At 38.5% G+C, this 24,391-nt stretch carries 30 protein-coding genes and 1 riboswitch; of the genes, 27 read left to right on the top strand and 3 right to left on the bottom strand.

The genetic code is table 11. The annotated features are described in order from the left end of the window. Positions 1-4 precede the first annotated feature (4 nt). The 6 genes from HUX68_RS07100 (at position 5) to HUX68_RS07075 (ending at position 6,380) form a co-directional block, all read left to right on the top strand. Positions 5-1,399, top strand: a complete 1,395-nt coding sequence (locus tag HUX68_RS07100; RefSeq protein ID WP_174614175.1) for a bifunctional metallophosphatase/5'-nucleotidase — start codon at positions 5-7, stop codon at positions 1,397-1,399. Positions 1,400-1,485: 86 nt separating this feature from the next. Further along, on the top strand, positions 1,486-1,788 hold the full coding sequence (locus tag HUX68_RS07095; protein ID WP_174614174.1) for a YunC family protein: 303 nt from the start codon (positions 1,486-1,488) through the stop codon (positions 1,786-1,788). A gap of 78 nt (positions 1,789-1,866) precedes the next feature. After that, positions 1,867-2,658 (top strand): sporulation protein YunB, encoded by a 792-nt coding sequence (yunB, locus tag HUX68_RS07090; protein WP_174614173.1) that lies wholly within the window; start codon positions 1,867-1,869, stop codon positions 2,656-2,658. 47 nt (positions 2,659-2,705) lie between these two features. Then, positions 2,706-2,883: riboswitch (Lysine riboswitch) on the top strand. A 105-nt stretch (positions 2,884-2,988) separates the two neighbouring features. Next, positions 2,989-4,539 (top strand): Na+/H+ antiporter NhaC family protein, encoded by a 1,551-nt coding sequence (locus tag HUX68_RS07085; protein ID WP_174614172.1) that lies wholly within the window; start codon positions 2,989-2,991, stop codon positions 4,537-4,539. Between the two features lie 209 nt (positions 4,540-4,748). After that, positions 4,749-6,281 (top strand): sodium-dependent transporter, encoded by a 1,533-nt coding sequence (locus tag HUX68_RS07080; protein WP_174614171.1) that lies wholly within the window; start codon positions 4,749-4,751, stop codon positions 6,279-6,281. Next, on the top strand, positions 6,282-6,380 hold the full coding sequence (locus HUX68_RS07075) for a methionine/alanine import family NSS transporter small subunit (protein WP_174614170.1): 99 nt from the start codon (positions 6,282-6,284) through the stop codon (positions 6,378-6,380). Between the two features lie 128 nt (positions 6,381-6,508). On the opposite strand, the gene HUX68_RS07070 is transcribed toward HUX68_RS07075, so the two are convergent. Further along, positions 6,509-7,453, bottom strand: coding sequence for a M23 family metallopeptidase (locus HUX68_RS07070; protein ID WP_174616370.1), 945 nt, complete (start codon positions 7,451-7,453; stop codon positions 6,509-6,511). Between the two features lie 59 nt (positions 7,454-7,512). Beyond that, positions 7,513-8,061, bottom strand: a complete 549-nt coding sequence (locus tag HUX68_RS07065) for a YhcN/YlaJ family sporulation lipoprotein (RefSeq protein ID WP_174614169.1) — start codon at positions 8,059-8,061, stop codon at positions 7,513-7,515. Positions 8,062-8,202: 141 nt separating this feature from the next. Between HUX68_RS07065 and HUX68_RS07060 the strand changes: the two genes are divergently transcribed. Then, positions 8,203-8,478 carry a YutD family protein gene (locus tag HUX68_RS07060; RefSeq protein ID WP_174614168.1) on the top strand — a complete coding sequence of 92 codons (276 nt, stop codon included), beginning with the start codon at positions 8,203-8,205 and terminating at the stop codon, positions 8,476-8,478. 20 nt (positions 8,479-8,498) lie between these two features. Here the strand turns inward: HUX68_RS07060 and HUX68_RS07055 are convergent, their stop codons facing one another. Continuing rightward, a complete protein-coding gene (locus tag HUX68_RS07055; protein ID WP_246206623.1) occupies positions 8,499-8,828 on the bottom strand; it encodes a hypothetical protein in 330 nt (109 codons plus the stop codon). A 414-nt stretch (positions 8,829-9,242) separates the two neighbouring features. Between HUX68_RS07055 and cpaB the strand changes: the two genes are divergently transcribed. From cpaB to HUX68_RS06955, 20 genes are all read left to right on the top strand, one after another. Beyond that, on the top strand, positions 9,243-10,034 hold the full coding sequence (gene cpaB / locus HUX68_RS07050; protein WP_174614167.1) for a Flp pilus assembly protein CpaB: 792 nt from the start codon (positions 9,243-9,245) through the stop codon (positions 10,032-10,034). A 34-nt stretch (positions 10,035-10,068) separates the two neighbouring features. Continuing rightward, the gene (locus tag HUX68_RS07045; protein WP_174614166.1) at positions 10,069-11,196 is read left to right on the top strand and encodes a CpaE/TadZ family protein; all 1,128 of its coding nucleotides are present in this window, start codon (positions 10,069-10,071) and stop codon (positions 11,194-11,196) included. An 18-nt stretch (positions 11,197-11,214) separates the two neighbouring features. Continuing rightward, on the top strand, positions 11,215-12,585 hold the full coding sequence (locus tag HUX68_RS07040) for a TadA family conjugal transfer-associated ATPase (RefSeq protein ID WP_174614165.1): 1,371 nt from the start codon (positions 11,215-11,217) through the stop codon (positions 12,583-12,585). Next, positions 12,557-13,486: a type II secretion system F family protein gene (locus HUX68_RS07035; protein WP_174614164.1), complete on the top strand. Its 930-nt coding sequence runs from the start codon at positions 12,557-12,559 to the stop codon at positions 13,484-13,486. Before HUX68_RS07040 ends, HUX68_RS07035 begins: the two co-directional genes overlap by 29 nt. 3 nt (positions 13,487-13,489) lie before the next feature. Beyond that, a complete protein-coding gene (locus HUX68_RS07030; RefSeq protein ID WP_174614163.1) occupies positions 13,490-14,425 on the top strand; it encodes a type II secretion system F family protein in 936 nt (311 codons plus the stop codon). Between the two features lie 19 nt (positions 14,426-14,444). Beyond that, the gene (locus HUX68_RS07025) at positions 14,445-14,666 is read left to right on the top strand and encodes a hypothetical protein (RefSeq protein WP_174614162.1); all 222 of its coding nucleotides are present in this window, start codon (positions 14,445-14,447) and stop codon (positions 14,664-14,666) included. Between the two features lie 28 nt (positions 14,667-14,694). Then, positions 14,695-16,110, top strand: coding sequence for a VWA domain-containing protein (locus HUX68_RS07020; protein ID WP_174614161.1), 1,416 nt, complete (start codon positions 14,695-14,697; stop codon positions 16,108-16,110). 349 nt (positions 16,111-16,459) lie between these two features. Beyond that, entirely contained in the window at positions 16,460-16,759 is a 300-nt protein-coding gene (locus HUX68_RS07015) for a hypothetical protein (RefSeq protein WP_174614160.1), read from the top strand. A 35-nt stretch (positions 16,760-16,794) separates the two neighbouring features. Beyond that, complete coding sequence (locus HUX68_RS07010) at positions 16,795-17,547, top strand: hypothetical protein (protein ID WP_174614159.1); 753 nt, start codon at positions 16,795-16,797, stop codon at positions 17,545-17,547. A gap of 61 nt (positions 17,548-17,608) precedes the next feature. Then, positions 17,609-18,436, top strand: coding sequence for a hypothetical protein (locus HUX68_RS07005; protein WP_174614158.1), 828 nt, complete (start codon positions 17,609-17,611; stop codon positions 18,434-18,436). Between the two features lie 53 nt (positions 18,437-18,489). Beyond that, positions 18,490-19,203: a hypothetical protein gene (locus HUX68_RS07000; RefSeq protein WP_174614157.1), complete on the top strand. Its 714-nt coding sequence runs from the start codon at positions 18,490-18,492 to the stop codon at positions 19,201-19,203. A gap of 52 nt (positions 19,204-19,255) precedes the next feature. Then, the gene (locus HUX68_RS06995) at positions 19,256-20,503 is read left to right on the top strand and encodes a hypothetical protein (RefSeq protein WP_174614156.1); all 1,248 of its coding nucleotides are present in this window, start codon (positions 19,256-19,258) and stop codon (positions 20,501-20,503) included. Between the two features lie 48 nt (positions 20,504-20,551). Continuing rightward, on the top strand, positions 20,552-21,370 hold the full coding sequence (locus tag HUX68_RS06990; protein ID WP_174614155.1) for a hypothetical protein: 819 nt from the start codon (positions 20,552-20,554) through the stop codon (positions 21,368-21,370). Between the two features lie 34 nt (positions 21,371-21,404). Further along, positions 21,405-21,809: a TadE/TadG family type IV pilus assembly protein gene (locus HUX68_RS06985; RefSeq protein ID WP_174614154.1), complete on the top strand. Its 405-nt coding sequence runs from the start codon at positions 21,405-21,407 to the stop codon at positions 21,807-21,809. Beyond that, positions 21,806-22,474, top strand: a complete 669-nt coding sequence (locus HUX68_RS06980; protein ID WP_174614153.1) for a Tad domain-containing protein — start codon at positions 21,806-21,808, stop codon at positions 22,472-22,474. The genes HUX68_RS06985 and HUX68_RS06980 overlap by 4 nt, the downstream gene beginning before the upstream one ends. Before the next feature lie 23 nt (positions 22,475-22,497). Then, positions 22,498-23,004, top strand: coding sequence for a hypothetical protein (locus tag HUX68_RS06975; RefSeq protein ID WP_174614152.1), 507 nt, complete (start codon positions 22,498-22,500; stop codon positions 23,002-23,004). A 64-nt stretch (positions 23,005-23,068) separates the two neighbouring features. Then, the gene (locus HUX68_RS06970) at positions 23,069-23,242 is read left to right on the top strand and encodes a hypothetical protein (RefSeq protein WP_174614151.1); all 174 of its coding nucleotides are present in this window, start codon (positions 23,069-23,071) and stop codon (positions 23,240-23,242) included. A 241-nt stretch (positions 23,243-23,483) separates the two neighbouring features. Next, on the top strand, positions 23,484-23,741 hold the full coding sequence (locus tag HUX68_RS06965; protein ID WP_174614150.1) for a hypothetical protein: 258 nt from the start codon (positions 23,484-23,486) through the stop codon (positions 23,739-23,741). Beyond that, on the top strand, positions 23,734-24,057 hold the full coding sequence (locus tag HUX68_RS06960) for a hypothetical protein (RefSeq protein ID WP_174614149.1): 324 nt from the start codon (positions 23,734-23,736) through the stop codon (positions 24,055-24,057). The genes HUX68_RS06965 and HUX68_RS06960 overlap by 8 nt, the downstream gene beginning before the upstream one ends. Continuing rightward, positions 24,015-24,365 (top strand): hypothetical protein, encoded by a 351-nt coding sequence (locus HUX68_RS06955; RefSeq protein WP_174614148.1) that lies wholly within the window; start codon positions 24,015-24,017, stop codon positions 24,363-24,365. The genes HUX68_RS06960 and HUX68_RS06955 overlap by 43 nt, the downstream gene beginning before the upstream one ends. Positions 24,366-24,391: the final 26 nt, after the last annotated feature.

Genomic DNA, 24,391 nt, shown 5'->3' with positions numbered 1-24,391 from the left:
TTTCATGCAGGAACAAATACATTTCTACTATACAAATGATTTACATAGCAATTTTGAAAATTGGTCGCGTGTCGTCGGGTATTTTAAAGCAGAGAAGGAACGCCGCACATCAGAAGGCAGTTCATGCTGGATGATCGATATTGGAGATCATGTGGACCGGGTTCACCCGATTGCGGAGGCATTTATGGGGAAAGCCAATGTACAGCTGCTGAATGATGCAGGCTACGACTTTGCGACCATCGGTAATAATGAAGGAATCACCCTGGCTCATGATGATTTGTACCATTTATATGATGACGCGGAATTTCAGGTGACATGCGCCAACCTGCACAGTATGACTGGCCACGAACCATTCTGGCAGAAGCCGACGATTAACATTCAGTCAGCAGGCGGGGTGAAAATCGGGATGATCGGGTTGACGGCACCGTTTAATGCGTTTTATGAATTATTGGACTGGCACATGTCACCCCCGTTTCAAACATTGGAAAAATATATTGCTGAACTAAAAAAAGAAACGGATGTAATCGTGCTATTGTCACATCTCGGAATCACGGAAGATCAAGAGATTGCTCGTCGTTTTGAAGATGTTGATCTGATTATTGGCGGCCATACACACCATTTGCTCCGGACAGGGGAGGTCATTAACAACACGCTGATAACTGCTGCAGGGAAGCATTGTGCGTTTATCGGAGAAGTGACGTTAACATGGGATTACGCCGCTAAATCCATTATAAAAAAAGAAGCTCATACAACTGATATTACCCATAAGGCAAAAGATCTGCAGACTGAACAAACATTGTATGACATGAGTGTTCGTGCCGATAAGCTCCTGGGGCATCCTGTCATTCATCTGGAGCAGCCTATTGAGGTAAAGTGGTTTCAGCAGACAGAAATGATGCAAAAACTGACCGACACCCTGAAATCATGGACCGAAGCGGACGTGGCTATGCTCAATGCGGGGCTGCTGCTGGATCAATTTCCGGCGGGTGATGTGACGTATAAGGATATTCATCACATTTGTCCCCATCCAATCAATCCTTGTACAGTGGAGCTGAATGGTGACGAACTAGTTGAAGTTGTTCGAGCCTCCTATACGAAGGAATTGACTGAACTGAAGCTGAAAGGATTCGGCTTTCGTGGTGAAGTGATTGGCAAGATGATATTTTCCGGGCTGGAAGTGGATACAGTTATCCGTAAAGACGGCCATGAATATGTGGAACAGGTAACCCGCAATGGCCGTCCGCTTGACCCGGATAAAACGTACAAGCTAGCGACTGCTGATACGTTCACATTTGGCCGTCTGCTTCCGGAAATAGCCAAGTCGGAAACGAAGCAGTTCTATTTGCCGGAATTTCTGCGTGATTTGCTTGCAGATACGTTGCGTACCCATTTTGGCTGATGCATCCATTACACAAATTATGGTGACAATATGCCTTTCGCCTGCATAGCCTATTATGTATAGCAGGAGGGAGGCATTTTTTCCGTATGATGACCGTTAATCCGTTAGAAGTGGATGGCATGTATTTTACGGCAATAACTGTAGAACTTCCGAAAACAAATTTACTGGTGATTTCCAATGAGGTCGGCTATATTATGTGTGGAGCACTGGATGTGGATGTTTTAAATGAAGTGCTTAAAGATAGAAACGTTATCGCCGGCCGTGCACTTGGTGTGAAGACAATTGATCAATTGCTCCATGCACCGCTTGAGAAAATTACCGATGCATCCAGAGAATACGGCTGGGAGCCGGGAATGATCGGCAAAGATGCATTGCTGAAAATTTCCTGACTGAATTCATTGCTGACAGCTGAAAAATAATTCTAACCCCCTGTAAACAAGCATACGTTGTTTTAGGGGGTTTTTTTAATGATGAAGCAGCCAATGGTATTCCGCAAAAAAAGAACACCACGGTCTCCACTTCGGACAAAGAATATAATCGTTATTACTATGATTTTATTTATCGCTGCCGTTTGGTTCAGCTTTTGGATTATTAATCAGGGTTTTAAACCTGTCCTGATGGATATAGCGATAATTAAAACGCAGGAGTTTGCAACTAGGGGAATCAACACGGCTGTTAAATTTGCAGAAAATTATGATTTCGATGATATATTTGAAACCACAACAGATAATGAGGGGCAAGTTACCACTCTTAGCTGGAAAACAAATGTAGTCAGTAAAATAAACAGAGTAACTACAGACCGAGTTGAAGAATTTTTTATGGCGATGAATGAAGGCAGGCAACCCCAATACGAGGAGTCATTGAATGAACCGATTGAATATGACGGCAATGCTGAAGACTTGCCAAGAAAAGATCCAACTGTTGTGGAAATCCCGCTTGGCCAGATAACAGGTAATGCGGCGCTTGCCAATCTGGGTCCGAAAATTCCGGTTAATTTGGATCTTGCCGGAAGTGTGCGAACGGATGTCGTCAGAGAGGTGGAACCATTTGGGATTAACAACTCATTGGTTACTATTTACATACTTGTCGAGGCTGATGTGCAGGTGGTCATTCCGTTTACATCGGAAGTAGAGGAAGTCAGTACGAAAATACCAATTGATTCAACCGTTATTATGGGACAGGTGCCGGAGTTTTATGGAGTTGATGGCAACAATCCATCCATATCAATTCCAAAAGACTCCTTGAAGAAAAATGAATAACTTGCTATACTATGTGAGGAAATTAAATAGGCATTACCTTATCAGATCGGTGAGGTAGAGGTGCAACTGGCATGAGTAATCAGTTTGAGTATGACATCGAAGACGATTGATGAAAGGGTCACTTGCCGAAGCATAATGGTGGTCAGACCTATTATTGCTGGTGTGTTTTTGAATAAAGGATACACTGTCATGTTGATACTACATGCATGGAGAACTACTGATCGAAATGGAGGATAACAGATACTGAAGCAATGGTAGGTTATTTTCTATCGTTGCTTTTTTGTGGTTTATAGATCAGTAAGTGCATTAACGAAAATGGAGGAAGCAACTATGGAGGGAACATTTTATTCAATTATTCCAGCACTGCTTATGCTTGTGCTCGTATTACTCACGAAGCGGGTTTTGCTGTCACTTGGTGCCGGAATCGTTGTGGGGGCATTATTTATTCATGATTTTGCCATTATTTATTCATTGACGGAAATATGGAATGTTTTTTATGGGATATTTGTTACAAGCGGCCAGTTGAATATCGGAAATTTTCAGCTGCTGGGATTCCTACTGTTACTCGGTATGTTGACTGCTTTTTTGACCGCATCCGGCGGGAGCAGGGCTTTTGGTGATTGGATGATTAAACGGGTGAAAACACGAACCAGTGCACAGGTGATGACGGGCGTTTTAGGATTAATTATATTTATCGATGATTATTTCAACAGTCTCGCTGTCGGGCAAATTGCACGGCCGCTGACAGACCGGCACAAAATATCACGGGCCAAGCTTGCGTACTTTATTGATTCCACTTCAGCACCGGTAACCGTTATTTCTCCCGTTTCCAGCTGGGGTGCCTATATTATCGGGATTATCGGCGGTTTACTTGCCGCAAATGAAATCACGGATCTTCAGCCATTGGAAACTTTTATTAAGATGATTCCAATGAATTTTTACGCACTTGCCGCATTGCTGCTAGTATTTATGGTTGCGTATTTTCGCATGGATATTGGTCCGATGCGAAAACACGAGGAACGGGCCGTTGAAGAAGGGTTGCTGCTTAATCCGGATTCGGAACAAGTGCCGGGTGACCTGGGCGATGCATTCGATCCGCACAGCAATGGAAAAATATACCATTTGCTTGTTCCTATTGGTGTTTTAATTGTTGCGACTGTTGCTGCAATGGTTGTTACCGGCATGATGACGAGTGGTACAGAAATTACGTTATTATCCATTTTTGCCAATACTAATGTAAATCTTTCGTTGTTTATTGGCGGACTTGCTTCCGTTCTGTCTGCGCTGGTATTCCATTGGCTGCAGACAAAACCGAAACCGGGACTTTGGAAAATAAGCATTGAAGGAATTAAGACAATGATGCCGGCAATCTACATTCTATTACTGGCGTGGATGATCGGATCAATTATGGGGACGTTGGAGACTGGTGAATATTTATCACGTATTGTTAATGATGCATCCATCAGCCCGTCTCTGCTTCCATTTTTATTTTTTACCATTGCAGGCATAATGGCATTGGCAACTGGAACATCCTGGGGGACATTTGGCATTATGCTTCCGATAGCGGCAGAGGTTGCCTCGATAACCGATATGACCATGCTGCTGCCGTCACTAGCGGCGGTATTGGCCGGATCTGTATTCGGTGACCATTGTACACCGATTTCTGATACGACAATCCTGTCATCAACTGGTGCAGGATCGAATCATATTGACCATGTGCTCACACAGCTGCCGTATGCAATTATTGCAGCCATTTCCGCAGCTGTCGGCTATCTCGTAATTGGTTTTACCGGTTTGGTGTCAATTGCTCTGCTTGCTTCATTAATTATTATTATTGCAGCAGGTCTATTTATCCATTTTATGGAAACAACAAAACAGTAGATGAAGCAAAAGACTCTTTTGTCCCCAGTGGCGAAAGGGTTCTTTTATATCGCGCAATGCTGAAAATTGCCTTTATTTTTTGACATAGGAGGAAAGTACCGTTATAATACAAACATAAATATCTGAAAAAAATAAAGATTACTAACATTCCTTGTTACAATCAGACATACATTGGATTGTAATAAAGGAAAAAAGGGGGAAGTCCAACAATGGAAAATCGTTCACAATGGGGTTCGAGAGCAGGTTTTGTTTTGGCTGCAGCCGGTTCTGCGGTAGGTCTGGGGAATATATGGCGTTTTCCTGCAGTAGCGTATGAAAATGGTGGCGGGGCATTTTTTATCCCGTACCTGATAGCGTTATTAACAGCCGGTATTCCAATTTTGATAATGGAATTTACCATGGGGCACAAATATCGTGGTTCCGCACCGCTGACGTACAATCGGATGGGCGGCAAGAAAGTGGAATGGATTGGCTGGTGGGCTGTATTAGTCGCCTTTGTCATTTCAACGTATTATTCGGTTATTATTGCCTGGGCAATATCGTATTCCATATTTTCCATCAATCTGAGCTGGGGAGATGATACCGAAACATTTTTATTCAATGATTATTTAAATCTTGCAGATCCCGGTCAAGTTGGAGGATTTGTTCCAGGAGTATTAATTCCACTGATCATAGTTTGGATAGTTGTTCTTGGAATCTTATTTAAAGGTGTTAAAAAAGGTATTGAAATCGCTAACAGAATTTTTATACCTGCATTAGTAATTATCTTTCTTATTATTGTTATCAGGGCGGTTACATTGCCTGGCGCGGTACAAGGGCTGAATGCATTTTTTGAACCCAACTTCAGCCAAATCTGGGATCCAAGCGTCTGGGTTGCCGCATATGGGCAAATTTTCTTCAGTATGTCAATTGCATTCGCAATCATGATCACATATTCCAGTTATTTACCGAGAAAAACGGATCTAACAAACAATGCATTTATTGTCGGGTTCGGTAACTCAAGTTTCGAATTGCTTTGCGGTATCGGCGTATTTGGAGTATTGGGATTCATGGCATCACAACAGGGGGTTGCCGTCGATGAAGTTGTTGCAGGTGGTGTCGGACTGGCATTTGTAGTATTTCCGGCCATCATTAACGAATTCCCTGCATTAAATGAACTGTTTGGATTTTTGTTTTTCATTTCACTGGTGCTTGCCGGTTTAACATCATTAATGTCGATTACCGAAACATATGTGGCTGGTTTGGTTGACAAATTTAAAATTTCACGCAACAAAGCTGTACTGTTCGGTGGTGGGACAGCGGCAATTATCTCCTTGCTTTTTGCAACACGGGGTGGACTGAACTTCCTTGATGCGGCTGATTATTTTATTAATCAGTTTGGCGTGGCAATGCTCGGTCTGGTTGAGGTAATCCTGATTGCATGGTTCTTGCGTAAACTGGGAACGTTTAAAGAACATGCAAATGAAATATCAGATATACGAATTCGCGCATGGTGGAACGTCAGCTTAACCTTCATTACCCCGATAGTTTTGGGCTACACCATGTTCCAGCTGTTCCGGGATAACTTGTTGAAACTCTTTGATACACCGACAGGAAATTATGGTGGTTATTCTGATGCCTTTATCTTATATGGGGGTTGGTTTGTCGCAGGCGGTGCGCTTGTGATAGGTATTCTGCTTGCGCTTTCCAAATGGAAGTCATCGGGAAAAGCTAACAAAAAGAAAACTGGGGAGGCTAACTAAATGAGTGCTTCAGCTATCGTTGTTATGGTCCTTGGTATGGTAATCATTTGGGGAGGACTGGCAGCAAGTATTACAAACGCAGTTAAAAAATCAAAATAAATAAAAGCAGAGCCTTTACCAATGGGTAGAGGCTCTTTTTTGCTATAGTCAGCGGGACAAACGGGAGAGATTCATCCGAAAAGGGAGAAAGGCTGCACCAAAAAACAGAAGACGGCCACACTCACCCCTCAATCTTTCGCCATTCGCTCCCATTTCCTCAAATAAGGATATGGATCAAATGAAAATTCGCTGTATCCGTTATCTTTGTACATGCCGTAATGCAGGTGCGGCGGGAATTTTCCGGAAGTTCCGGGAGGGCCGTAGCCGGTGGAACCGACCTTTCCAAGTACATCGCCAGGTTTAACAACCTGCCCGACTTCAATATCATCACTGTACCCGCTCATATGCCCGTAATAGTGATAAATATTATTAATATCACGGATGCCAATACGCCAGCCTCCATACAGATTCCAGCCCATCATCTCAATCACGCCGTAAGTGGTTGATTTAACCGGCGTTCCGTAATCGGCAAAAATATCGGTGCCTTCATGAATCCGTAGTCCCCCAAAACCGCGGCGGTCTCCCCATGTGCTGTTGTAGCTGTAATTATATTCGGTGGCAACAGGGAAATCCCGATCCTCCAGTTTAATTTTCCCAAATTTACGGAAAACCTTTGCTGTATTCATGATTGTCTGGACAGTCAGATCACGATGATAATAATTCCAAAGCGCAATTTTCACCTCATCCTTTGCCGGACCATACTCCATAATTATGTTTGCCATTGTATAGAGCACATCTTCGGGATTATTTGGATTTGCTTTATGGTCCCCGTTACCATCCTTGCCTCGTCCTTGAAAAAACTGAATAAAGCTCTCTGCCTTGATTCGTGAACTGTTTCCAATGCCAAACCAGATCTCAGACGGTATGGATATCGATACAAGCTGTTCTTCATCATCGCTTTTTTTACTGTTACGTTCATACTGGTCGATTGCGGCAATATAATACCATGGCAGTTGTGTTACTGCCTGGGTTTTTTTATAAAGAGCCATACGTTCATCGTACAAATCTTTTTCTTTTGCATGAACTTGCTGCACTTGGAAAATAAGTGCTAAAAACAAGAAGCACACCATCATCTTTTTTAAGTTGCTCATGCAGTGATTTCCACCTCCTTACCCGGAGCTTGTTCCGTTTTTTAATTTCCTTGCGGTGATTTCTTCATCTCACGAATAATACTGTCAATGGTGTTATCATAACTGTTGTCCTGAATACTCGAATTGTGCAGACTTTGAATATCATCCATTAATGTTTCATTTCCGGATACATATACATGAAAGTAACCTGGAACGGCAGATACTGCAGTTTTTTTAGCAATGTCCGCTGCTTCTTCGGCATTTAATGCACTATTCTTTGCGTATGCAATTAAAACTTCCTGATCGGTGACAAGTGTTGCGACCTCCTCAAATCCATCGTTCCGCAATATAATTCTTGTGATCATGTTTGCCATTTTTGTACGGTCTATGTTTACGGAATGGTTCTGTTCACTATTATTGTTTAATTGCTCTTTCGTGTACCTGACATAGCCAAGTTTATTTTCCTGTGCAGGATTATCAGGTGTATTTTCATTGGATGGATCCAATTCTTCAACAATCTGGTCATGCTCCTCTGCCGTATTTTCTGTATTTTCGCATCCCGCGAGAACTGCACACATCATTATGAAAGAAAGCAATATCATCCTCGTCATGGTTATCAGCCTCCATAAATATTCTATGGCTTTAGTTTGTAGAAATAAGAAAAATTCATACAAAGTAATTCATGATTTGCTGGTTGCAACGACTTTAAAATGTGATAAACTAAAGACAGTTTTATGAGAGGTGACGCACAATTGATTGAAATCCAAGGAAAAACATATGAAATCATCGAGAATGTTAAAGATGGATTCCAGGAAGACCGTCTTAATGAACGGTATTCGGACATCCTTTCAAAATACGACTTCATTGTTGGCGATTGGGGTTATGAACAGCTCCGGTTAAAAGGATTTTACGATGACCAGAACTCAAAAGCCGTATTTGATACAAAAATCAGCACACTGGATGATTACCTTTATGAGTATTGCAACTTTGGTTGCGCTTATTTCATTTTGAAAAAAATCGACAAATAAGAGCAGCAGTTCATCCGGAACTACTGCTCTTCATCGTATAAATCGTCCGAAACGTTCACACCGTCGTCTAAATCATCCACATCATCGGTCGCATCGCCGGACTCATCATGCAGCGGGTGGCTCCCCGGGGTCTTTCTGGGCAGTTCATCATGCTGGTCTTTATCCGGATAAACAAAGGCACTTTGACGCCGCTGTCCTTCAGTCCAAGGAGTCGTTTTACTGTAAGGCGGCTCATCGGCATTAATAGAGGACCCGACCGGACCTTCAGGAAACTCTTCAGGAACCAGATTCTCTCGGACATTTTTAACATTTGAAAAATCACGATATTCTTTCTTGCTGCCTTTTGCCATTTTAATCATCCTTTCTCTCTGTATATCTTTTGATAAAAACAAAACCAGAAAACCTGCCAATTTCCTCCAAAATTCAATGGTCCCTTTCTCCCAACAAATATCTTGAATTCGAGATAAATGTCATAACTTACAAAATAATTAAAAATAAGTCTAAATGACTACTTAAAATTGAAATATCCGACAAAAGTGTAAAATCATGGATATTATATAGTTCTTTTTAACTGTTTTCAGGCTAATTTGTTACAAAGGTTTGACGATTTTTATGCGGGGGTATAGGAAGAACCAACCAACTATTTCTTTTTACCCACTGTAACGGAATTGACATATTTCATTTTTGTGTGATGATGTAGTATAGAAAAACCTTAAGTAAGCTGTATTTATGTCTTATTTAATGAAGGGAAAGAGGGTCAATGAATGCTTGAATCGAAAAGGAAGGCAATAATATTTTTTCTCATTGCACTAGTATTGGCATTGATATCGGGTTTTCTGGTATTGAAGAAAGTTCAAGCCTTGAATACTAACCTAGGAACAATTGTGACGATTTATGTTGCAAAAGATGATATTTCATCGAGATCTGTGATTACGCCAGAAGATATCACAACAGATGAGATACCTAAAAAATATCTTCGTGAGGAACATATTACAAACATTGATACATTAGTTGGGAAAGTTGCAGTAGTTCCACTGTCTCCAGGTGATATAATTACTAAAAATATTTTAAAGCAAGCTTCAACAGTTACTGCGGCAGATAATAGGTTAATTACACTGATAAAATCTGAGAAAGTTTTTTTTGATGATGAGTTAATTGCACTCGATCGAGTTGATATCATCGTTTCCCATAGTTTTGAAGAAGAGCCTGTAACTGAAGTTTTCATGAAAGATGTTAAAGTGGCAAGAGTAGCTAAAAATAAAAGTGGGGAATTTCAAGGAGTACAATTGGAAGTACCATTTGAAAAAGTTCCTGAATTGATACATATGCAGAATTATGCTGACAGTTTAAGAATCGTTAAATCAAGTGTTGGTCAGGTACAAGAGCAACAGTCAAATGAAGGTCAAACTTCGGAATCTGAAGGCGAAGAACAAAAAGAGGAATCTGGCACTGAGAAAACAACTGATAAGCAGGAAAAATCGTCTAACGATAAAGAAAAGAAAAAAGAGCAGAAAAAGGATTCCAAAAAAGACGAAAAAAAAAGTGATAAGAAATAAAAGAAGCACATAGCTATGCAGGTGGAGGACACAAATGAGCAAAGTTAATGACATTTACGTTTTAGGGAATAACGAAGAATTAATTGCTTCGTTAAATGAGCAAATTAATGAATCTTTTCAATTGCATTTTGTTACAGCAACAGATTTAACCAAATATAATGCACAATTAATTATTATTGTGAATCAAGGTAAGTCAGCTGTTGATGATGCACAAATTGTTTTGGCGGAAAATCCAAGCGCATCTATTATCTGTTTGAATTATCAAGAGGATTTTGAGTTGCTAAGGGGACTCATTAGATTGGGAGTTTCCGAGTTTTTTGTGTTACCAGGGGAAGAACTTATCTTTATGGAGCGCCTGGATGCGATGTCGAGGGAAGCCGGCAGCCTGGAGGAGAAAACAGCGGACAGTTTTAAACGGGGCGGTGGTAAGGTATTTGCGTTTTACAGCGGCAGCGGCGGTACTGGTAAATCATTATTAAGTACAACATTTGCTCAAACGCTGAAACTTGAATCGACTGCAAAAGTACTATTCATCGATTTAAATTTGCAATATGGCGGTGCTGAAACTTTTCTGGGAATTGAAAGTAACCGATCCATAATTGATTTATTGCCGGTAATAAACGAAATTGGCGAGCATCATATAAGAAATGTATCCGAAAAAGAAGAACATTCCGATTTAAATGTATTAGTTGGTCCAAGAGATGCTGAACTGGCCGAGAAAATTAATGACGTATTTGTACTAAAGCTTTTAAGAGCGGCAAAACGAAGCTATGATTTTATAGTAGTTGATTTGCCGGGTTGGATGGATGAAAGAACATTTACAGTGTTGGAAGAAGCGCATCGAATTTATTATGTAATGAACATTGATACTGTTGCGATAAGTGTATTGAAAAACGTAGAATCATTATTCCAACGCTTAGGGATCATTACGGATGAAAGAATGGAATTTGTAATGAATTTTAAAAGCAAAGAAAAGGAATTAAATAAAAAGGATATGGAACGATTTGTATCCTATGGCATAGCAGCTGAAATAAGAAAGGATATTAAACACGTTCAGGCGTATATAAATCAAGGTGAACCGTTACGTAAAGCGCCAAAGGAAAAGAAAATGACTCCAGTGGCAAAGGATGTACATAAATGGGTTCACTCCATGCTGAAATAATATATGGGTGGTGGTATCATGTCTCTCTTTCAAAGAAGTTCAACAATAAAATCTGACAATGACATAGATACTAGTTTTGTGTCCAATAATGGATACATAGATGAATTAGTGGAGCATTATAAAAGTAGGCTTTTGACGGAAGTAAATCTGGAGCAGATTACCAGTTTGCGAGAATCAGATAAGCGTTTGAAAATTGAACGATTTATTAACCAGTTTATGTCAGAGGAAAAGGTAGTCATTCCGCGTCAGGATAAAGAATCACTTCTATCCATGCTGATTGATGAAAGTGTCGGTTTTGGTCCCCTAGAGCCCTTGCTGAAGGATGATTCTATAACAGAGATTCTGGTGAACTCACCTACTGAAATTTATGTGGAACGAAGAGGACAACTGGAGCGGGTGAACGTGTCATTTAAAGATGAGGCACACGTTCGTCATATAGTGGACCGGGTGGTAGCACCATTGGGAAGAAGAATCGATGAAAGTTCACCGATGGTAGATGCCAGGTTGCCGGATGGAAGCCGTGTAAACGCAGTTATTTCGCCAATCAGTCTGGATGGAACGATTCTATCCATTCGTAAGTTTAGAAAGACACCTTTTGTCATGGACGATTTGCAGCAGTATGATACATTCACAAATGATATGTCAGTGTTCATGCAGGCATTGGTTGAAACGAAATTAAGTGTATTAATTTCCGGGGGAACCGGTAGTGGTAAGACGACGCTATTGAATGCACTGGCGAAATCAATTCCGCATGGAGAACGTGTTATTACGATTGAGGATTCAGCAGAACTTAAACTCGATCGTCCGAATGTAGTTGGAATGGAGGCGCGTCCACCGAACGTGGAAGGCAATGGTGAGGTTACCATTCGAAATCTTGTTAAGAACTCGTTACGGATGCGTCCGGACAGGATTATAGTAGGTGAGGTACGTGGTTCGGAAGCATTTGATATGCTTCAGGCAATGAATACCGGTCATGAAGGGTCATTAACTACAGTACATGCGAATACACCAATTGATGCCATAAATCGTGTTGAAGGTATGGTCGTAATGGCAGGTATGGATCTACCTACACATGTAATTCGTGATTACATTGTCGGTGCACTAGATTATATTATTCAGGTACAGCGGCTTACAGATGGTACTCGTAAAATTACCAATATATCCGAAGTTGAAAAAACAGGAGACAATAAAATTGAAATTCGCGACATCTTTCGTTTTCAGCGAACAGGTGTTGATGGTGAAGGAAATATTAAGGGGCATTTTACACCTACTGGCATCATTCCTAAATGTATACCGCACTTAAAAGTGTTTGGAATAGACTTGGATATGGATTTCTTTACCCCAGTGGAGGAGGCAGATTATGAATATAGCAGTGTCCATACTTTATAGTTTAGCTGTATTGTCTCTTCTGATATTTGTTTACTACTATTTGGGTTACCGGTCACAAAAGAAAGAGTGGAAACAAAAGGTTAAACAGTGGTTTCCTGAAGAAGAACGGAAAAGTTTTATCAGTAAATGGGGGGACAATTTTGATGAAAAAGAGTCTTCCCAGGCATTGCGCAATAAATTACAGAATGCTAATTTAAATCTTCTGCCTTCAGAATACATAGGTATTTTTGTGGCTGGTTATCTTACATTGTTTGTCCTGTGTTATTCAGTTTTTGGTATGCCAATTTTGGTGGCGATGCTTCTGCCGATATTGCTGTTGTTTGTTGCGAATTATTTACTGTTTTACTTTAGGAAAAATAACTATGAAATTCGATTCAATGAACAACTTGGCGAAATATGCAGGATACTTGGAAATGCAGCACGATCCGGGTTAACCATTAATCAGGGAATCGATATTGTTGCCAGAGAGGTATCAGCTCCAGCTGGTGATGAATTTAAACGAATTTCAAATGAATTGAAGCTTGGGGTTACGATGGAAAAAGCCTTTCGTTCGGTGCAGAAGCGAAATAAATCCCGGGATTTCAATCTGTTTATCGCAACATTGCTTATTCAGAAAAAAACAGGAGGAAACCTGGCACTAACTTTGGATACAATGGCTGACACTTTTGAAGAACGCAAGGTGCTGAATCAGGTGATCAAAACGATGACATCCGAAGAAAAATATATTTCATTTATTGTACCTGCGTTACCTATATTTCTGCTGTTGGTCATGAATAATGTAATAGACGGATTTATCGATCCATTATTTTCCGGTTTTGGCTTGATTATCTTGATTATATTTCTCATTGCAATAGTTTTATCATTTTTTCTGATACGAAAAATAACGAATATAAAGGTGTAGTATATGGATGCATTAATTATTTTAACAATAATCGCTTTTTGGTTCTGTTGTCTGATTGCAATGAAACATTTATGGACATTTCTTCGTGAGAAACGGTATGCAATTGACCATGTTGCAGATGTAACGCATATCGATCCGTTTGAGAAAAAAGTAAAAAAGAAAAATAGAAGGGCTGAAATATTCAGCCGTATTACGAATTACGCAGATGACTTTGCAGATTTGGGACAGCGAATTAATTTCTTCAGTGAGAACCATATGGTGGAAGAATGGCTGAGAAAATCCGGAAATCCATTAAAGTTAACGGTATCCCGTTTCCAGGGATTAAAAATATTTTTATTCATCATAGGCTTCTTTTCTGGGTTACTATCCATGGTTATTGGGCTGCCATTCTCTCAATATATGATTATATTTAATCCAGTAATCGGTTATTTTATACCGATTATACTCATTCGGAGGGAGGCAAAGAAGCGCCAGTTATTAATCCGAAGAGATTTACCAGACTTTATGGATACGGTAAGTACCAGTTTACAAGCTGGTGTTAGTTTAGATCACGCATTAAGGGAGGTGATTCGATATTTCGACGGTCCAATTCGTGAGGAGTTTACACGATTTAATCAGGAAATTGATCTTGGTGTTCCAAGGGAAAAAGCATATCGTGAATTATTAAAACGAAATGACAACGAAGAATTTCAATCGCTAATCAAGGCTTTAATCCAGGGAATGGATCTAGGGATACCGATAGCAAAGACGTTTAAAATTCAGGCGGAAGATTTAAGGCAGATAAGGCAGGAACAAGTTAAAGAATTAGCAGCTAAAGCTTCGCCAAAAGTAACTTTGGTCACAACATTTTTAATTGCACCTGTTTCCATATTGATGATTGCGGGCTTGATGATCATGAATATGTTGATGGGTGAAAATAGTATTTTTAATCTACTTTAATAAACAGGAGGAATTTAGAATGAACTTTATTAATGGAATCTACGCAAAGGCTATTAACAGATTTGAAAGCATCAAACAGGATGAAAGAGGGTCGCAAACACTTGAGTGGATTGGGATTGCTGCGGTTATTGTTATTATGGTTGGAGTTATTTCCCAAGCGTTCAGTAATGATACGTCTATAGGAAACGCTGTATTGAAAAAAATCAAAGGATTTATTCAAGACATTGGCGGGGGTAACTAATAAATTTTAATAAATGGGGTATTATGTTATGCAACAAGTTTTAAAAGTGCTGATACTATTTCTTACCTTATTAATCTTTATAGTCGGTTGCAGTGATAATGAAGAAGATAAGAATCCAAAAAATGTTTCGGACCAACAAGAAAAAGAAACAACAAAACAAGACAAGAATGAAAACATAGAAAGCAATAGTGATAATGATAATAAGCCATCTCTAGATGTTAGTGGAAGGAACATTCCTGATGCCCCAGAAAAGACAGCAGGTTTGATTAATCAAAAAAAAGGTCCATATGCAACTGCTGATTTGTTTAATAAGAAGATTGAAAAAGAAATTATAAATAAAATGGAAAAAATAGGTAAACTACCTAAACAGGCAACTGATAAGCAAATGGAAACATATTTTAGTTACATATACTCTTTAGTTTCAGTAGACTTTCCTAATCCTGAAGATGTTATTAAAAAATGGCAGTTTGCTTCATTTGGTAATCCAAAACTTCCAGATGCCCGTTACCATTTTAAAGAAAACTATAATATTGAAATTATTTTAGATGCCAGTGGAAGTATGGCAGCACTTGCACAAAATGGGAAAACACGTATGCAACTTGCAAAAGAAACGATTAATAGTTTCCTGTCCAGTGTTCCACAAGAAGCTAATGTATCACTACGCGTATATGGCCATAAAGGTTCTGGCTCTGAAGCAGATAAAAAAATGTCATGTAGTGCTATTGAGCAAATTTATGGATTTGCGCCTTATGAAAAACAGACATTCCAAAAAGCACTGAATGGCTTTAAACCAAGTGGTTGGACTCCGATTGCTGCCGCATTGAAACAATCACAGAAGACGATGAAAAAGTTTGATTCTAAAAAAAATACGAACCTTATTTATTTAGTTAGTGATGGAATAGGTACTTGTGATGGAGATCCGGTAAAGGTGGCAAAATCATTCTCTAAATCAAATGCAAAGCCAATTATTAATATAATAGGATTTCAAACCGATTCTAAGGCACAGAAACAGTTGGAAAAAATGGCAGAAGCGTCAGATGGTATTTTTACTTCCGTTTCCAATCAAGAAGGATTAAAAGAAGAATTTAGTCGTGCGGAAGAAGTATTGCGAGCATGGAAAGATTGGAAGGAACAGGCGTTAAATGATGCAGAATATCAGAAAGTGGAACATTCTTTTGACATACTTGGTTTGACGAATGAATGGGGCTATAAAACAGATGTATTAACAACACAACTATACACAATTATTACTATGTTAAATGAAAAAGGATACATTACAAATGAACAGGAGGAAAAATTTCTAGAAAGAAGAAATACTATAGAAGAGATGGCTCGACAATCAAGAAATGAATTAGAAGAACAACTTAAAAAAATTAGTGCCGACAATGTAAAAAAAATGAAAGAGAAAATCAAAAAGAAATATGATACACAAACCCAGAAGTAAACACCCAGATTGCTAACTTTTTGTAGAAATGGGGTGATTTAAATTGATAATTGGATAAAGAAGTTATTAATTATAACTTCTGTTATTTTTATCGCGTTCTTTCCAGTAATAACACCAACTGTTTATGCCGTTAGTTCATGGTCTGGAGACTCCTGGGAAGGAGATTCTTGGAATGGTGACTCCTGGTCTGGGAATTCCTGGGATGGATCCGAACTAGAATGGGATGGAAGCCCCTGGGAAGGTAAAGGTACTGATGGATCAAAAACAGATGGTTCTAATTGGTTAGGATATGAGTGGAGTAGTCTTCCTTGGTATATGAAAGGCTGGTCTATCGACGGATATATTGGAAATGGAACAACAGGAGATGCCTGGTCCCAGAATGGATTCAATGGAAACGGCACAAATGGTCAAGGCACAGTTGGAAATGGAACAACAGGGGATGCCTGGTCCCAGAATGGATTCAATGGAAACGGCACAAATGGTCAGGGCACAGTTGGAAATGGAACAACAGGAGATGCTTGGTCCCAGAATGGATTCAATGGAAACGGCACAAATGGTCAAGGTACAGTTGGAAATGGAACAACAGGGGATACTTGGTCACAAGATGGATTTAATGGAAATGGTACCGATGGAAACGAGACTGATTTAGATCCAGCAAAAGTAGCGGAGTACGTTGCCAAAGATGTGATTGGTGGTACTGCTACCTTTATTGAAGCTGGTTTAAGGCATCAACGATACTTAGATTCTGGGATAACAAAATCTGGTTTCGGGTCTTCGGCATCAAGAGTGTATGGGAACATGCTTGTGAATGGTTTGAAATTAGCTGGTGTGGATAGTACATTAACGGGTGCGTATGATGTAGGTACTAAATTCTATGATGGTGCTCAAGGATATAAGGCTTTTCAAAATGCAAAAAATGTAAGAAATACCGCAGATGAAGCAAGTGATGCTTCTAAAGTTTTACAACAAACAAAAGAATCAACAAAAGCAAATAAGGCACTATCTGTTATGAAAAAGGTTCCTGCCCCACCCGCAGGAGTTGAAAAAGCATTATCTAAGTTTAATGTTGCTGCTGCAGCCATAGGTACAGTTGCCTCAGGTGCCAAAACTATTGGTGAAATTCGAAATGCTTCAGATGTATTAAATAGTAACGCAAGTGGTGCAGATAAAACTGCGGCAGTTGCAGATGCAACTGCAAGTGCCGGCAACACTCTTATGAACGCTGGAGTTGTTACTTCTGCAGTACCAGTACCGGGTGCAAGAGTTGCGGGTGGTATAATGGTTGCAGGAGGAGCAGTATTGTGGGGAGCTTCAAAAGCTACTAAATATGTTGCTGAGAATTGGAATTCTATAAAGGAAACTGGTAAAAAAGTCTGGGAAGGCACGAAAAATATAGCTAAAAAAGGCTGGGACGCTGTGACAGGTCTCTTTGGTTAACAGAGGTGAGCACTAGCTCATTTCTGTTAACTTTAAACCCAATCTGAAGTGAGTGATAACAATGTATTATGATAATCCACTGGTTAAGAAAGAAGCTAAAAAACACAAAAGATTTTTAGAATCATTTACTATTAATCCCGGTTCTTTTTTAATTAATAATAACCAATACTTTTTTGTTAATTATTATAGAGGAAAGAAAATGACTGATTGCGCGGTGGTTTCTCCAACCTCCAAGGCCGAAAAAAGTGAATACTTGATGGCATACGATGCATTAATGGAATATGCTCAACTTACAGTATCGATTATGTCATTTGGTGCCGAAAAAGCAACTGCTGATATGCATGCGTTTACTACGTTACAACAATTTTTTACTGATGTTTTAAACAATGGAGAGAATTACTTAAAACAAGAGGACAAAAAAGAAATTGCTTATTGTCTTGAAAGAATAAACTTGATTTTAGATTTGCAAGATCGCCTTGGTAAAATATATGAAGAGTTTTATCAAAAAACAAAAAAATTCCATGAGGGATTTATAGAAAACTTTACAAATTCAGATATTGAAGAAGCAGTCAATTACATGGGTGAAATAGACTATATTCAATACAAGCAATTAGTCGCTAACTATGAGTCTATACCAAAATTTAAATATATTAAAGAATTAGAAATACCGGAGTTAAAGAAATATAAAACAAATGCTGTAAGAAGTTATTTAGAGGAATTTTCTATTAACCAGGGCAGGCAACGTAAAAGAATAGATAGTCTTAAATTTCAGACGGACATGGAAACATTAACGAAAGAAGAGCACATTGAAGGTGCTATAAAAGACTTTTATAGAAACTTGGCTGAGACAAATGCTTCTTCCAGAAAAAGAATGCGTTATCCAAAGTAGGTTATAATTGCTGTTTTTATATAACTTAATTAAAAGCCGACAAGGAGAATACCATGGAAAAACCATTAATCAATGCATGGGAAGTCTATACAGGTAAATTTGAAAAAATACTTGTTTTAATGTTAACTACAACCTTGCCTTTACTCATGCTGCATTCATTTATAACAAACTACATATATGCTATAACCCCAAGTTACTCTAATGTTTATTCCTTTGCGGACATCTATTATGGGCTATTAACATTACTGTTTTTCTTATATGCGCAGGTTCCTTATATTCAGTTTGTATATAACGAATATAAGGGTGTTGAAAATAACTTACGCCAGTCTATATTTAGCTTTTTAACTAAAGGATTTACCGTTTTTGTATTTGCTTGTATTATATCTACTCTCACTACTATAGGGTTTATGTTATTTCTAATACCAGGTTTAATTATTTTGTCATTATTCTTTCCAGTTCCTTACATAAGTGTATTTGATAATAAGTCAGTATGGAAATCTTATAAAGAAGGTTTTCGTATTGGCAAAAAGAACTTATTTAAGATTTTACTGATACTCATTATAACCGGAACTGCTGAGCTATTAATTGGTATTTTCATAACCTATCAGCTGTTTAATATTACTTCTTCTTTTGCAGCACAGATGATTACTCAAATGACATTGAATATTCTTATCTTTCCTTTCATCGTTATACTTACAACATCTTATATAATTAAGTGGCGAGCGTCGTTGGAAATTTTAGATGTTAATGTTTCTGAAAACAGTTGAATGTACGTATTCATCTGAGTGCAATTATTCATTCTGGAAATGAGGGAAGATTATGAGCGGATTGATTAAAAAAGTATTAGTTTCATTGGCGATAATTTTTGTTATCTTTCAACCTGTACTTACTCCTCTTTCTTATGCTGTTGGACCATGGGAGGGAAATACCTGGGAAGGTAATCCTTGGGAAGGAAATTCTTGGGATGGTAATAATTTAAAATGGTCTGGTAATACATGGTCAGGTGATTCTTGGGAAGGAAACTCCTGGGATGGAGACAGCTTACTGTGGTCAGGGAACCCATGGGAAGGTAAAAGTTGGGAAGGGAATGGAACGAACGGAAACGGCACCAATGGCAATGGAACAGCAGGAAATGGAACGAATGGAGACGGCACCAACGGCAATGGAACAGAAGGGAATGGAACGAGCGGAAACGGCACCAACGGCAATGGAACGGAAGGAAATGGAACAAACGGAAGCGGCACTAACGGTAATGGAACTAATAATGATATTGGACTTGAAGAATACCCAAAACTTCCACAGGAATATAACGTTGGCAAGTATATTTTAAACGATGTGGTGATGGGTCAGGCAAAGTTAATTGGCGATTTTCAAACCTATCAAAATTTAAAAGATCTTGGTTATAATCCTAAATTTAATTATGGTGGCAGATTTTATTCCAATTTACTTATGAACGGGGTTAAACTTGGAGTTGGAAATAATGCTATAAACAGTATGTACGATACATATACACATGTGGCTGATGGTGTTAAGGGTGTCCAGGATTTCCGAACTGCACGTAAATTTGCTACGATGGCAGATAACGCACAGGATGTCGCTAATACAGCAGATAGTTTGCGTGATGCTGCAAATGTTGCAGATAATTTTACCCCGCCTGCAGCTCCTGTCGGGGCATTATCGAAATTGAATGTTGCTGCAGCAGTTGTAGGTACTGGAGTTTCCGCGTTCGAAACTGGATACAAAGGTGCTAAGGCGTATGATGTTTTAACAAGTGATGCCTCCGGAGCGGAAAAAACGTCTGCTGTAGCTGATGCAACGGCGAGTTTAGGAAACACTTTGATGAACGCTGGAGTTGTGACTTCAGCCATACCAGGCGGTCAGGCAATCGGTGCCGGTATGGTAGCAGTTGGTGCTGGCATTTGGGTGGTATCCAAAGGTGTTAAATTATTTGCGGATAATTGGAAGGGTAATTTGTGGGATACCGGAAAACATCTTGCTAAAAAGGCCGGAAATGCTATTAAAAATGTAGCATCAAGTGCTTGGGATACAGTAACAGGATGGTTTTAAAGGTTAGACAGTTACATTTAGTAATATAATGTGGGGATGATGCTCAGAATGAACGAATTAGAAGTTAAAGCCAGAAAATATAAGAGGTTATTCGAGAAAATTAAATTTAATCCACATCACCTTCATGTAAATGGAGATGAATTTTATCTCGTTTATTATCAAAAGAGGATAACCAACAAAACAACAATGGTACTTTTATCAACTAATTCAAATTCCACTATAGAAGAGTATAACAATGCATTAGAATCGATGCTGTTTTTGTTGGTTTTATCCTCGAATATTATAAATTATGGTGGACAGCGTAAAAACATTAATATGAAAGCATTTTATACAACAAGGGATTTTTTTAGCAGTGTTCTTGATAACGCATCGCTATCTGAAAATGAACAGCAAATCTATCATTCTTGCTTGGAAGCATTAAATACTCAGATAGAACTTCAAGAAAAACATATCAATCTTATGAATGAATATATGGATTATTATAAAGAGAAGGAAGAAAAAGGTTTCGGATTTTTACCTGAAGATATCGATTATACTAAAGAAGTATTTCTGGAAATGGATTATATACAATATAAGCAGTTGTTAATTAATCAGGATGCAATAAACTTATTTGAAAAAGCGGAACAAATTCGAAAAAGTAATGATTCTATAAAAAATTCATCCAACTTTGAAACTAATCAATATATAAAAGAGTTTGCGAGAGGCGAACGGAAATTGGCAAAAGAAATTAATAGCGTAACTTACGTTGAAGGTTTGGAAAATATGACAAAAAACGAACACAAGGAAGCTGTATGGGAATATTTTTATACGGGACAAAAAAAGCGTATTAATTCCATGAAAAAGGATATTCGACATCCGAAATTATAGATGCTGTCAATATAAAAGGGTAGGAGAGTTTAAGATGCTTAAATGGTGGAAAGAAAAAGTTAAAAGTGAAGATGGATCAGCTACAATTGAGTTCCTGGGGATTGTACCCTTGGCTCTGATGTTGCTAATGATTATTGTCCAATTTGTTGTTGGTATCAATGCTGTACTCGTTACGCAGTCCGCTGCAAATGAATATGCTACGGTGTATTCCGTGACAAAAAACCCTGCAGAGGCGAGTGATGCTGCCAGCGAAATATTATCATCTACCGGCAGTTATCTTCAGACAACATCTATTTCTGGATCCGGTTTAGGAAATAAGGAATTTTCCGCCAATGTAAGTGTTAATATTCATCTCCTCTTTTTACCTGAAGAAATTTTTGGTTATCCATTGCCTTCTGTTCCATATTCAACGACAGCCTATGGCAGGGTGATTGAATGATGTGGAAATCTATCAGGAACGAAGATGGAAATATTGCTCTTTTTGTCCTTGGTATGTTGAGCATCATTATGATTCTGCTTGTTTTTGTATTAAATTTAGGGGCTGCACTTGCCACAAAAGAGGATTCAGCAACAACAGTTCAGCAGGCAAGTTTATCTGGATCAAGTGTGCTTTATGAAGAGGTTCGGAAAGTTATTTATGATTATGAACATGATACCTTAGAAGGCGCACTTCAAGCCTTCTTCAAAAATATTGAAGAAGATGTGGATGATAGGGCAACTGTACTGGCAAACAGCGGAGGATATAGTGACTGGTCCCGGAATGAAATTGAGGTTGAAGCATTTGATCAAGTATTAACAGAGGAGTTAAATAAGGAAGTTGTCAGGCAGAAATTACATGAACTGCTCCGGAATAAGAATATCGAACAAAAAGTAATCAATGAAGTGAAGGAAACAATTACAGATAATGGTGGAAAATTGGAAGGCGCGGTTTTATATATTCGTAATAACCAATTTTATGTAAGAGCAGCTAATGAAATGGAAGGTATCTCATTTGATGAATATATGGAAGGCATTAAGGAGAATGTCTATCAGGAGTCGGCCGGTCCTAAAATAGATTTTCTGGATGAGGTTTGGAATTATAGTAATACAATTCCACTTAATTAATAGAGGGAGAATCATAAATGCGAATGAAAAAAGTTTTATTCTTTATTGGCTTGTCACTAGTCATGCTGCTCACTGCATGTGCTTCTGATCAGGCGAAAGAAATTGTTGAGTATCATAACAGCTATCTTAAAAATGTGAATCACAAAGGGAAAGAATTGGATAAAATTATTAAACAATCCTTACAAGAAGCAAACCCTCAAGCTGCATATCAGATGCAGAAGGAAAAGGCAATGCCAATCGTTCAGGAAATTACAGAGTACATGAAGTCGCAAGAACCTAAAACTGATGTTGTCAAGGAATTGCATCAAATGCGATTGGATCAATTTAAGAAATGGGAAAAGGGTATAAAGATGAAATTCGAAGCAGTTAAGAAAATGGGAGAAGGTATTAGTCAGAAAAAGGCAAAGGAACTGGTTGATAAAGCCAATAAACAATTAAAAGAGGCTATAAATTTAGGAAAGAAAGCAGATGAGAAGTTCTTGGGTTTAGTTGAGGAATATAATATAGAACTTGAAACAGAAAGTAACTAAATATTTCTGATAAAGGAGAGTGTAATTATTGTCCAAATCTGAAAAGAAGTGGCGGAGGTTCTACATGATATTGATGATTTTTATCTATGCCATCTTTGTTCCAGTTACCGTATTTGAATGGTTGTCAGGTACGGCAGGATTTCCATTAACCGCTCTTGTAGTTGGAACGGCATTACCTGTTATGCGAACTAATCATATAAGTCAAATCCAAGAAAAATACGGTAAAACATCATCATAAATTGAACAAGGGAAAATGGTTTATAGCATTTTCCCTTTTCTTTTATGAAGAAGGTATACATATTGGAATGAGAAGCATTGGTTATTAAGGGTGAAGTTCAATGAATGATGAGCAAAGGGAAGAATGGCTTAAAATACTGAAAAACGTGGAAGGCCAGTAATTCTATGAAGGCAGATACCATATAATTTTTGCTGAATATGGTGTGTCATAATGATGCGGAACGAAAATGGAGGTATATCTTTTGAAAAAAATCTGGTATTTAACAGTTGCAATTATAACATTATTATTTATTTTGTCCGGATGCGGTAATGAGAATGCTGGTAAAACAAATGAGTCCACTGAATCCAGGGAGTCAGCTGAGACTGAGCAGGAAAGTAAAAAAGATAATAATTCTACAGAAGCGAAAGAACCGTTAAATGTACAATTTGACGGGTCTGTAACATATAAAAGCCATCATCTTACCGTGGAAGGTCAGACAGGATGGTTCATTTGTGTATAAAACTGAGATTCCGGAAGAGTACGAATATGGACTAAATGTAAAAATTAGGTTTCGTCCTGAAGATTCAACATCTGATTCCATTAAAAAGAAATATAGGGAGTTTGGTAAAAATCTGAAAGGTCCATTTGTGCGTCTTTATGAAAGTTCAGAAGAGGTCAGAAAACAAGCCAGTACTAATGTTTTTTTACCTTTAAATAATAGCAAGTCTGCTACTAAAGAAATTACAAAGCCAGATTGGAAAAAACCTGAAGATTATGGTGATCAAAAATTCGAATGGAAGCCGATGCTACATATAATAAAAATCTTGTATTTATAGATGGAAAGAGTAATTTAATAGAGGGTAGTGAATTAAGTCTAACAATACTTAGTCCGGAAGGTGCCAGGACTGGTTCCGGCGACAAAATTCGTGTTAACCCGGATGGTACTTTTCATGCACAAATTGAGAACCCTTCTCAATCAAAAAGTCTAAAAAATTATACGCTGCGGTTTATATTTAAACCTTCAGAATACAGTTGGGAAAATGTATGGAAGCAATACGGGAAGAAAGGTCAGCACACGACAGGAAATCTTATTGAAGATTGGGCCGATCAGCAACAGGCCGTTCTGAAAGTGCCTTTAGATTAAAGTTTTATTTTTTAAGAGGAGAGATA

The organism is Virgibacillus ihumii, from assembly GCF_902726655.1.
Classification (GTDB): domain Bacteria; phylum Bacillota; class Bacilli; order Bacillales; family Amphibacillaceae; genus Lentibacillus; species Lentibacillus ihumii.
The sequence above is the reverse complement of the archived record's forward strand: the minus strand, read 5'-3'. Positions and strand labels throughout refer to the sequence as shown.